Origin of the sequence: Streptomyces coeruleofuscus (genome assembly GCF_039532725.1) — a bacterium.
GTDB lineage: Bacteria > Actinomycetota > Actinomycetes > Streptomycetales > Streptomycetaceae > Streptomyces > Streptomyces coeruleofuscus.
On the sequence record NZ_BAAASE010000001.1, the window covers coordinates 112,174 to 123,363 of the forward strand.

The 11,190-nt window shown below is 72.0% G+C and carries 7 protein-coding genes and 1 riboswitch; of the genes, 5 read left to right on the plus strand and 2 right to left on the minus strand.

Annotation, left to right across the window (positions count from 1 at the left end):
* Positions 1-8: 8 nt before the first annotated feature.
* Positions 9-2,465: a DNA topoisomerase (ATP-hydrolyzing) gene (locus ABFX81_RS00470; protein WP_086845728.1), complete on the minus strand. Its 2,457-nt coding sequence runs from the start codon at positions 2,463-2,465 to the stop codon at positions 9-11.
* A 458-nt stretch (positions 2,466-2,923) separates the two neighbouring features.
* Between ABFX81_RS00470 and ABFX81_RS00475 the strand changes: the two genes are divergently transcribed.
* From ABFX81_RS00475 to ABFX81_RS00490, 4 genes are all read left to right on the plus strand, one after another.
* Positions 2,924-4,318, plus strand: coding sequence for an insulinase family protein (locus ABFX81_RS00475; RefSeq protein WP_086845741.1), 1,395 nt, complete (start codon positions 2,924-2,926; stop codon positions 4,316-4,318).
* On the plus strand, positions 4,315-5,703 hold the full coding sequence (locus ABFX81_RS00480; RefSeq protein WP_086845730.1) for a M16 family metallopeptidase: 1,389 nt from the start codon (positions 4,315-4,317) through the stop codon (positions 5,701-5,703). Before ABFX81_RS00475 ends, ABFX81_RS00480 begins: the two co-directional genes overlap by 4 nt.
* A 192-nt stretch (positions 5,704-5,895) precedes the next feature.
* Positions 5,896-6,059: riboswitch (cyclic di-AMP (ydaO/yuaA leader) on the plus strand.
* 13 nt (positions 6,060-6,072) lie between these two features.
* Complete coding sequence (locus tag ABFX81_RS00485) at positions 6,073-6,858, plus strand: peptidoglycan DD-metalloendopeptidase family protein (RefSeq protein ID WP_086845732.1); 786 nt, start codon at positions 6,073-6,075, stop codon at positions 6,856-6,858.
* A 186-nt stretch (positions 6,859-7,044) separates the two neighbouring features.
* Positions 7,045-7,740, plus strand: a complete 696-nt coding sequence (locus ABFX81_RS00490) for a GntR family transcriptional regulator (RefSeq protein WP_086845734.1) — start codon at positions 7,045-7,047, stop codon at positions 7,738-7,740.
* 159 nt (positions 7,741-7,899) lie between these two features.
* Here ABFX81_RS00490 and ABFX81_RS00495 read toward each other — a convergent pair whose 3' ends face one another.
* Positions 7,900-8,181 carry an HPr family phosphocarrier protein gene (locus tag ABFX81_RS00495; protein ID WP_003993478.1) on the minus strand — a complete coding sequence of 94 codons (282 nt, stop codon included), beginning with the start codon at positions 8,179-8,181 and terminating at the stop codon, positions 7,900-7,902.
* A 177-nt stretch (positions 8,182-8,358) separates the two neighbouring features.
* Here ABFX81_RS00495 and ABFX81_RS00500 point away from each other — a divergent pair, with 177 nt between their 5' ends.
* Positions 8,359-11,184, plus strand: a complete 2,826-nt coding sequence (locus ABFX81_RS00500) for a bifunctional acetate--CoA ligase family protein/GNAT family N-acetyltransferase (protein ID WP_346137466.1) — start codon at positions 8,359-8,361, stop codon at positions 11,182-11,184.
* The last annotated feature ends 6 nt before the right edge of the window (positions 11,185-11,190 follow it).

Sequence of the window (11,190 nt, forward strand, 5' to 3'; positions counted from 1 at the left end):
GGAGGGTTCTAGACCGGCCCCGCCACCACGGCCACCGTCTTCGCCAGGGACACACCCGAGCCGTCCCGCCGCGGGTCCATCTCCGGGAGGTCGGCCGGTGTGCCGTTCTTCTGCGCGGCGAGGGCCGGGGCCGGGCCCGCCCAGGCCAGGGACAGGCAGTCCTCGCCCTTCAGGAACCGCTGGCAGCGGACGCCGCCGGTGGCGCGGCCCTTGCGCGGGTACTGGTCGAACGGGGTCATCTTGGCCGTCGTCTGCACGGAGTCGTCCAGCGTGCCCCGCGAGCCGGCGACGGTGAAGACGACGGCGTCCACCGCCGGGTCCACCGCCGTGAACGAGATGACCTTCGCGCCCTCGGTGAGCTTGATGCCGGCCACGCCACCGGCCGGGCGGCCCTGCGGCCGGACCTGGGACGCCTGGAAGCGCAGCAGCTGGGCGTCGTCGGTGATGAAGACCAGGTCCTCCTCGCCGGTGCGCAGCTCGACCGCGCCGACGATCCGGTCACCCTCCTTGAGGGTGATCACCTCCAGCTCCTCCTTGTGGGACGGATAGTCCGGCACCACGCGCTTGACCACGCCCTGTGCCGTGCCGAGCGCCAGGCCCGGGGACGACTCGTCGAGCGTCGTCAGGCAGACCACCGTCTCGTCGTCCTCAAGGGAGACGAACTCCGCCAGCGGGGCGCCTCCGGCGAGATTCGGCGTCGGCATCGACTCCGGGAGCTGGGGCAGGTCGACCACGTTCAGCCGCAGCAGCCGGCCCGCGGAGGTGACCGCGCCCACCTCGCCGCGGGCGGTGGCCGGCACCGCCGAGACGATCACGTCGTGCTTCACTCGCTTGGCACCGGCGTCCTCCGGGAACGGCTCGCCGTTCGCCGTACGGGCCAGCAGGCCCGTCGAGGACAGCAGCACCCGGCACGGGTCGTCGGCCACCTGGAGCGGCACGGCGGCGACCGGGGCCCCGCCCGACTCCAGCAGGACCGTACGCCGGTCGGTGCCGAACTTCTTGGCGACGTTGGCCAGTTCGGTGGAGACCAGCTTGCGCAGTTCCGTGTCCGAGTCGAGGATCCGGGTCAGTTCCTCGATCTCCGCGTTGAGCCGGTCCTTCTCCGCTTCCAGTTCGATGCGGTCGTACTTGGTCAGGCGCCGCAGCGGAGTGTCGAGGATGTACTGCGTCTGCACCTCGCTCAGCGAGAACTGCTCCATCAGGCGCTGCTTGGCCTGCGCGGAGTTGTCGCTGGAGCGGATGAGGCGGATGACCTCGTCGATGTCCAGCAGGGCCGTCAGCAGACCCTCGACCAGATGCAGCCGGTCGCGCTTCTTGCCGCGGCGGAACTCCGAACGCCGCCGCACGACGTTGAAGCGGTGGTCGAGATAGACCTCCAGCAGCTCCTTCAGACCCAGCGTGAGCGGCTGGCCGTCGACCAGGGCGACGTTGTTGATGCCGAAGGACTCCTCCATCGGCGTCAGCTTGTACAGCTGCTCCAGGACCGCCTCCGGCACGAAGCCGTTCTTGATCTCGATGACCAGGCGCAGGCCGTGGGCGCGGTCGGTGAGGTCCTTGACGTCGGCGATGCCTTGGAGCTTCTTCGAGCCCACCAGGTCCTTGATCTTGGCGATCACCTTCTCCGGGCCGACCGTGAAGGGCAGCTCGGTGACCACGAGACCCTTGCGGCGGGCCGTCACGGCCTCCACGGACACCGAGGCGCGCATCTTGAACGAGCCGCGGCCCGTCTCGTAGGCGTCCCGGATGCCGGACAGGCCGACGATGCGGCCGCCGGTGGGCAGGTCGGGGCCCGGGACGTGCTTCATCAGGGCGTCGAGGTCCGCGTTGGGGTACCTGATCAGGTGGCGGGCGGCGGCGATCACCTCGCGCAGGTTGTGCGGAGGCATGTTCGTGGCCATACCGACCGCGATGCCGGAGGCCCCGTTGACCAGGAGGTTCGGGAAGGCGGCCGGCAGGGCCACCGGCTCCTGCTCCTGGCCGTCGTAGTTGGGGTTGAAGTCGACGGTGTCCTCTTCGATGGACTCCGTCATCAGGCTCGTCGCCTCGGCCATCCGGCACTCGGTGTACCGCATGGCGGCCGGCGGGTCGTCGTTGCCCAGCGAACCGAAGTTGCCGTGGCCGTCGACCAGGGGGACGCGCATCGAGAAGGGCTGGGCCATGCGCACGAGGGCGTCGTAGATCGACGTGTCGCCGTGCGGGTGCAGCTTGCCCATCACCTCGCCGACGACGCGGGCGCACTTGACGTACCCGCGCTCGGGGCGCAGGCCCATCTCGTTCATCTGGTAGACGATGCGGCGATGCACCGGCTTGAGGCCGTCGCGCGCGTCGGGCAGGGCGCGGGAGTAGATGACCGAGTACGCGTACTCGAGGAAGGAGCCCTGCATCTCGTCGACGACGTCGATGTCGAGGATTCTCTCCTCGTACGAGTCGTCGGGCGGCGGGGTCTTCGTGCTGCGGCGGGCCATCGCTGCCGGCTCCTTGCTGAAGCGTGGAACGAGATCTGACGCCGACCATTGTGGACCGCCGCACTGACAACCGGGACCAGGACCCTGTCTCTGCCCCACCGGCAGGGGTTCGCACACGGGAAGTGGACGCCGGTCGCCGGGCCGCCGCGGCGGCCCGGGACCCCGTCGGAGGACTGCCGTGGGCCGGCCCGTCTCCGGTCTTTCGTCCGGCGCCCTCCAGGCTCCGGGCGGCCTGTCGTGCACCGGGATGACCGTACGCGGACACGGCGGTCACCGGGCCCCGGAGGAGGCACGCCGTCACCACCGCACACCGCCCCCGGCCGCTTCCCACTCTCGCTCTCCGCGTACGCCCCTCGGGAACTTCACCAGGGCCCCGCACGCTTGCATACAGTGGCAGGACTCGCCAGGAAAACCGCGGTTTGAACGACCGCGCCGCGATCGAAGGGACGTACATGCCCATGGGTCACACGGCCACAGCCCAGGCAGGCTCCGGGGGCCTGACAGCGACCGAGCACCGCCTGGCCAACGGCCTGCGCGTGGTGCTCTCCGAGGACCACCTGACCCCGGTCGCGGCGGTGTGCCTCTGGTACGACGTCGGCTCGCGCCACGAAGTCAAGGGGCGTACCGGCCTGGCTCACCTTTTCGAGCACCTGATGTTCCAGGGTTCCGCCCAGGTGAAGGGCAACGGCCACTTCGAACTCGTCCAGGGCGCGGGCGGCTCGCTGAACGGCACCACCAGCTTCGAGCGGACCAACTACTTCGAGACCATGCCCGCCCACCAGCTGGAGCTCGCCCTCTGGCTGGAGGCCGACCGCATGGGCTCCCTGCTGGCCGCGCTCGACGACGAGTCGATGGAGAACCAGCGGGACGTCGTCAAGAACGAGCGCCGGCAGCGCTACGACAACGTCCCCTACGGCACCGCCTTCGAGAAGCTGACCGCCCTCGCCTACCCGGAGGGCCACCCCTACCACCACACCCCGATCGGCTCGATGGCCGACCTGGACGCGGCCACCCTGGAGGACGCGCGCGCCTTCTTCCGCACCTACTACGCGCCGAACAACGCCGTGCTCTCCGTGGTCGGCGACATCGACCCGGAGCAGACCCTGGCCTGGATCGAGAAGTACTTCGGCTCCATCCCCGGCCACGACGGCAAGCCCGCGCCCCGGGACGGCACGCTTCCGGAGACCATCGGCGATCAGCTGCGCGAGGTCGTCGAGGAGGAGGTCCCGGCGCGCGCCCTGATGGCCGCCTACCGGCTGCCGCACGACGGCACGCGCGCGTGCGACGCGGCCGACCTGGCCCTCACCGTCCTCGGCGGCGGCGAGTCCTCCCGCCTGTACAACCGCCTCGTACGGCGCGACCGTACGGCGGTGGCGGCCGGCTTCGGCCTGCTGCGGCTCGCCGGGGCGCCCTCCCTGGGGTGGCTGGACGTGAAGACGTCCGGTGACGTGGAGGTCCCGGTCATCGAGTCCGCCATCGACGAGGAGCTCGCCCGGTTCGCCGAGGAGGGCCCCACGGCCGAGGAGATGGAGCGCGCCCAGGCCCAGTTGGAGCGCGAGTGGCTGGACCGGCTGGGCACGGTCGCCGGCCGCGCCGACGAGCTGTGCCGGTACGCCGTTCTGTTCGGCGACCCGCAGCTCGCCCTGACCGCCGTGCAGCGCGTGCTGGAGGTGACGGCGGAGGAGGTCCAGGAGGTCGCCAAGGCCCGCCTGCGGCCCGACAACCGTGCGGTGCTCGTCTACGAGCCGATCGCCCCGGCCGACCCGGACGCCGAGAGCGCTGAAGGCACCGAAGACCCGGAGTCCGCGGCGACCGTGGAAGCCACCGACGAGAACGAGGAGGCGGCGAAGTGACCGAGCTCGCCACGATGGATTTCCACCCCCAGCCGCAGGGGGGCGAGCCCAAGCCCTGGGCGTTCCCGGCTCCTGAGCGCGGCACGCTCGGCAACGGCCTGACGGTCCTGCGCTGCCACCGCCCCGGCCAGCAGGTCGTCGCCGTGGAGGTGCTGCTGGACGCACCCCTGGACGCCGAGCCTGCCGGCCTCGACGGCGTGGCCACGATCATGGCCCGGGCCTTCTCCGAGGGCACCGACAAGCACTCCGCCGAGGATTTCGCCGCCGAGCTGGAGCGCGCCGGCGCCACCCTCGACGCGCATGCCGACCACCCCGGCGTCCGGCTCAGCCTGGAGGTCCCGGCCTCCCGGCTCGCCAAGGGGCTCGGCCTGATCGCCGACGCCCTCCGGGCACCCGCGTTCGCCGACAGCGAGGTCGAGCGGCTGGTCCGCAACCGCCTCGACGAGATCCCGCACGAGATGGCCAACCCCGGCCGCCGCGCCGCCAAGGAGCTCTCCAAGGAGCTGTTCCCGGCGGGCTCGCGCATGTCGCGGCCCCGCCAGGGCACCGAGGAGACGGTCGCCGCGATCGACTCCGGGGCCGTACGCGCCTTCTACGAGAGGCACGTCAGGCCCGCCACGGCCACCGCCGTGGTCGTCGGCGACCTCACCGGCATCGACCTCGACGCCCTGCTCGGCGACACGCTGGGCGCCTGGACCGGCTCTGCGGCCGAGCCGCGCCCGGTACCGCCGGTGACCGCCGACGACACGGGCCGCGTCGTCATCGTGGACCGTCCCGGCGCCGTCCAGACCCAGTTGCTGATCGGCCGGATCGGCCCGGACCGGCACGACCGCGTGTGGCCCGCGCAGGTGCTCGGCACGTACTGCCTGGGCGGCACCCTCACCTCCCGCCTGGACCGCGTGCTGCGCGAGGAGAAGGGCTACACCTACGGGGTGCGGGCCTTCGGCCAGGTCCTCAGGTCCGCCCCGGACGGGACCGGTGCCGCGATGCTCGCCATCAGCGGCTCCGTGGACACGCCCAACACCGGCCCCGCCCTCCAGGACCTCTGGACGGTGCTGCGCACCCTCGCCGCCGGGGGACTGACCGACGCCGAGCGGGACGTCGCCGTGCAGAACCTGGTCGGCGTGGCGCCGCTGAAGTACGAGACCGCGGCGGCCGTCGCGAGCACGCTGGCCGACCAGGTCGAGCAGCACCTGCCCGACGACTACCAGGCCACGCTGTACCGGCAGCTCGCCGCGACCGGCACCGTGGAGGCCACCGCGGCGGCCGTCAGCGCCTTCCCGGTGGACCGCCTGGTGACCGTCCTCGTCGGTGACGCGGCGCAGATCAAGGGCCCCGTCGAGGCCCTGGGCATCGGCGAAGTCTCGGTCGTCGCCGCCGAGTAGGAGCACGCGCGCGCAGGGGCCCTGGTTGTCTTCTAAGGCACCAGGGCTCCCTTATGCCCGAATTGGTGCGGAGGTTGCCTGTCTGCCCTGTGGGATGCGCTACAAAAACCGGGATTCGTTTGGGAATTGAAAGTGGCCCCGCTTAGGTTCGTCCGGGCTGTTCGTCAGGCAGTGCGCCGCACCCGCGGCACCGGACAGTCATCGCCGAGTCCCCGTACGGCGCGAGCCAGGGGAGCCGGGGACCCAACGCAGTCCCTGGGGTGAATCGGACGCCCGCGCGAGCCGCGAGGGGGTCCGTAGGAGACCTTCCTGCTCCGAACCCGTCAGCTAACCCGGTAGGCGAGAAGGAAGGAAAGGACCAGCCACTCCATGGCGTTCACCCGCGCCACCGGGAAGCATCGTCGTCCCAGCCGTATGCAGCGCGGCACGGCCCGCGCCGCGGGCGTCGCGGCCCTCGCCACCACCGGCGTCATCGGCACCGTGGCCGCCCCGGCCTTCGCCGCCGAGCCCGCCGTCGAGCAGACCGGTCTCACCCCCGTCGTCACCATGGGCGACACCGTGGCCGAGCAGATCGACGCTCAGGCCGTCGCCCAGAAGCAGGCCGCCGAGGAGGCCGCCGCCAAGAAGAAGGCCGAGGAGGCCGCCCGCGAGCGGGCCGCCGAGGCGGCCAAGGAGGCCAAGGAGGCGGCCGAGAAGGCCCGTGAGGCCAAGGAGCGCGCCGCCCGCGAGGCCGAGCGCAAGCGTCTCAACACCTTCGTGTCCCCGATCTCCGGCTCCTACGTCTCCACCGGCTACAAGGCCGGCGGCGCCGTCTGGTCCTCCGGCAGCCACACCGGCGTCGACTTCCACGCCGCCAGCGGCACCTCCGTCCACTCCGTGGGCATGGGCACGGTCGTCGAGGCCGGCTGGGGCGGTTCCTACGGCAATCAAGTAGTGATCAAGATGAACGACGGGACGTACACCCAGTACGGCCACCTGTCGTCCATCGGTGTCTCGGTGGGCCAGCAGGTCACTCCGGGGCAGCAGATCGGCCTGTCCGGCGCGACCGGCAACGTCACCGGTGCGCACCTGCACTTCGAGGCCCGTACGAGCCCCGAGTACGGCTCCGACATCGACCCCGTCGCCTACCTCCGCTCGCACGGCGTGAACGTCTGACGGCGTACCACCCCGTTACCCGAGGCCCCGGCTCCCGAGCCGGGGCTTTCGCCGTTTGTGACGTCCGACTGTCCAAAAAATAACCATGGATTCCGGTCCGCCGTCGGAAATTCCGGCTCATTGCAATAGAGTCACGGAACACGCGTCACTCCTCGACGTTTCACGGGGATTAAACGGAGGTCGGTCATGCGTATTCCCGCGCACTCGGTGTGCACGGCCATCCGGGACGACATCGTCGCGGGTGTCTACGAGCGCGGCAGCCGGCTGACCGAGGAACTCCTCGCCCGCCGCTACGGTGTCTCGCGCGTCCCCGTCCGGGAGGCCTTGCGCACCCTGGAGGCCGAGGGCTTCGTGGTGACCCGGCGGCACGCGGGCGCGTGCGTCGCCGAACCCACCGAGCAGGAGGCCGCCGACCTGCTGGAGATGCGGACGCTGCTGGAGCCGCTCGGCGCCGCCCGCGCCGCCCAGCGCCGCACCGAGGCCCATCTGAAGGTCCTGCGTGGCCTGGTCAGGCTCGGCCAGGAGCGCGCCCGCCGGGGCAACAGCGACGACCTGCGCTCCCTGGGCGGCTGGTTCCACGAGACGCTCGCGCAGGCCTCCGGCAGCCCCGCGCTGACCTCGACGCTCACCCAGCTCCGCCACAAGATCGCCTGGATGTACACCGTCGAGGCGTCGGCCGGTCCCGTGGAGTCCTGGACCGAGCACGGCGCGATCGTGGACGCGGTGGCGCGCGGTGACAGCGAGCGCGCGCGGGCGGTCACGGCGCTGCACGCCGAGCGCGCGACGGGTGCGCACCGGCTGCGTTTCGGCTCCGCCGGGGAGCGGGCCGAGCGTGTGAGGAACTCGCAACATCCCGTAAACACGGCGAGCCTGCGGCATTAACACGAGAGCCGTATACAAAGAGCAGCTAATTCGCGGGGGATTATTTCTGCTGCCCGTGAACGAGAATTCGACGACCCGCGACCGGAAATGGCGAAGGGCTCGCCCGAGAAATTCGGACGAGCCCTTCAGTGGTGCACCGGATCAGGTGCGGAAGAAAGCTCAGACGGTCTCGGGCAGTTCTTCGAGACCCTCGGAGACCAGCTTCGCCAGCCGGTCCAGGGCGGCGTCCGCGCCCTCGGCGTCGGAGGCGAGGACGATCTCCTCGCCCCCCTGGGCGCCGAGGCCGAGGACGGCCAGCATGGAGGCCGCGTTGACGGGGTTGCCGTCTGCCTTGGCGATCGTCACCGGGACGCCTGCGGCCGTGGCGGCTCGGACGAAGATGGAGGCGGGGCGGGCGTGGAGGCCCTCGGCCCAGCCGACGTTGACGCGGCGCTCAGCCATGTGTTGCTGCCCTTCGGTTTTCAGGGTTGTCTAGACCAGTTTCCCATACGTGAAGCTGCACCGGAGCGGTCCTGATGTCCCGCCCCGGGGTGCCGTCGGATCGCGGCCTCGACCCGACTGACGCCCTCCACAGACTGCCTCGCGCCGCTGTCGGACGCTAGCCGTACTCTGGGGCCCATGCAGACCTCGCCGGACCGGCACGAGTATCCCGCCCACTGGGAAGCCGACGTGGTGCTGCGCGACGGTGGTACCGCGCGCATCCGGCCCATCACCGTTGATGACGCCGAGCGCCTGGTCAGCTTCTACGAGCAGGTCTCCGACGAGTCGAAGTACTACCGCTTCTTCGCGCCGTACCCTCGCCTGTCCGCCAAGGACGTCCACCGCTTCACGCACCACGACTTTGTGGACCGGGTGGGACTCGCGGCCACGGTGGGCGGCGAGTTCATCGCCACCGTACGCTACGACCGGATCGGCTCGGACGGAACGCCCGCGTCCGCACCCGCCGACGAGGCCGAGGTCGCCTTCCTCGTACAGGACGCCCACCAGGGCCGCGGGGTCGCCTCCGCCCTGCTGGAACACATCGGCGCCGTCGCCCGCGAGCGCGGCATCCGCCGCTTCGCCGCCGAGGTCCTGCCCGCCAACACCAAGATGATCAAGGTGTTCACGGACGCCGGGTACACCCAGAAACGCAGCTTCGAGGACGGCGTCGTCCGTCTGGAGTTCGACCTCGAACCCACCGACCGCTCCCTCGCCGTGCAGTACGCGCGCGAGCACCGCGCCGAGGCGCGGTCCGTGCAGCGGCTGCTCGCGCCCGGCTCGGTCGCCGTCATCGGCGCCGGGCGCACGCCCGGCGGCGTCGGCCGGAGCGTCCTGGCCAACATCCGCGACGCCGGGTTCACCGGCCGTCTGTACGCCGTGAACAAGGCCCTCCCCGAGGAGCAGAAGGATCTCGACGGGGTGCCCGCCCACCGCTCGGTGCGGGACATCGACGGCCCGGTCGACCTCGCTGTCGTCGCCGTGCCGGCCGAACACGTCCCCGAGGTCGTCACCGAGTGCGGTGAACACGGCGTGCAGGGGCTGGTCGTGGTCTCCGCCGGATACGCCGAGAGCGGCACCGAGGGGCGCGAACGCCAGCGCGCCCTCGTGCGGCAGGCGCGCACCTACGGCATGCGGATCATCGGGCCGAACGCCTTCGGCATCATCAACACCTCCCCGCGGGTACGGCTCAACGCCTCCCTCGCCCCCGAGACGCCGCGCCCGGGCCGGATCGGCCTGTTCGCCCAGTCCGGCGCCATCGGCATCGCCCTGCTGTCCCGGCTGCACCGGCGCGGCGGCGGCGTCACGGGCGTGACCGGCGTCTCCACCTTCGTCTCCTCCGGCAACCGGGCTGACGTCTCCGGCAACGACGTCCTCCAGTACTGGTACGAGGACCCGGACACCGACGTCGTCCTCATGTACCTGGAATCCATCGGCAACCCCCGCAAGTTCACCCGCCTCGCCCGCCGGACGGCCGCGGCCAAGCCGCTGGTCGTGGTCCAGGGCGCCCGGCACGGAGCGGCCCCCCAGGGGCACGCCGTACGGGCGACCCGCCTGCCGCACACGACCGTCTCGGCGCTGCTCCGGCAGGCCGGCGTCATCCGGGTCGACACCATCACCGAGCTGGTGGACGCCGGCCTGCTCCTCGCCCGCCAGCCGCTGCCGGCCGGGCCCCGGGTGGCGATCCTCGGCAACTCCGAGTCGCTCGGCCTGCTCACGTACGACGCGTGTCTCGCCGAGGGGCTGCGGCCGCACCCCCCGCAGGACCTGACCACGGCGGCCTCCGCCGCAGACTTCCACACCGCCCTGTCGCGGGCCCTGGCCGACGACCGGTGCGACGCGGTGGTCGTCACCGCCATACCGGCGGTGGGGGAGGGCTCGGTCGCGGACGCGGCCCTCGCCGGCGCGCTGCGCTCCGCGGTGGCCGCCGCCCCGGCCAAGCCGGTCCTGGTGGTGCACGTGGAGCTGGGCGGCCTGGCAGAGGCCCTGTCGGCGGCGGCGAGCACGGCACCGCAGGCCGACGTGGGCAATCCGCCGCGGACCCGCCCCGAGAGCCCTCAGTCCGCCCTCAGCCCGACGCTGCCCGGAGAACCCCCCGAGGACTCCCACCTCATCCCCGCCTACCCCGCGGCCGAACGCGCCGTCCGCGCCCTCGCGCAGGCCGTCGCCTACGCGCAGTGGCGGCGCGACGCCGCCGACCCCGGCAGGGTGCCGGAGTACGAGGACATCGACGAGAAGGGCGCCGCCACGTTGATCGACGGGCTCCTCGCGCGCGGGCAGGGACTCACGCTCGGCCCGGAGGAGACCTGCGACCTGCTCGGCCACTACGGCATCCACGTCCACCGCGCCCTGCCCGCCCCGACCCCCGACGCCGCCGCCGAGGCCGCCCGCACCCTCGGCTATCCCGTCGCCCTCAAGGCCACCGCCCCGCACCTGCGGCACCGCGCGGACCTGGGCGGCGTACGCCTCGACCTCGTGGACGAGGACCAACTGCGGCGGTCGTACACCGAGTTGACCGAGCTGTTCGGCGCGCCCGAGGAGCTGAGCCCGGTCGTGCAGCGGATGGCGCCGCGCGGCGTGGACGTCGTCGTACGGGCCGTCATCGACCCGGCGGCCGGAGCCGTGCTCTCCTTCGGGCTCGCCGGGGCGGCCTCGCAGCTGCTCGGGGACACGGCCCACCGGCTGGTCCCGGTCACCGACAAGGAGGCGACCTCGCTGGTGCGCTCGATCCGCACCGCACCCCTGCTGTTCGGCTGGCGCGGCTCCGCACCGGCCGACACCGGCGCCCTGGAGGAACTGCTGCTGCGGGTGTCCCGGCTGGTCGACGACCACCCCGAGGTCGTCGCGGTCACCCTGGAGCCGGTCGTCGTCGCCTCGCACGGCCTGAGCGTCCTGGGCGCCTCGATCCGCCTCGCGCCCCCGCCCGCCCGCGACGACCTCGGCCCGCGGACCCTCCCCGCGTACTGACAGAGG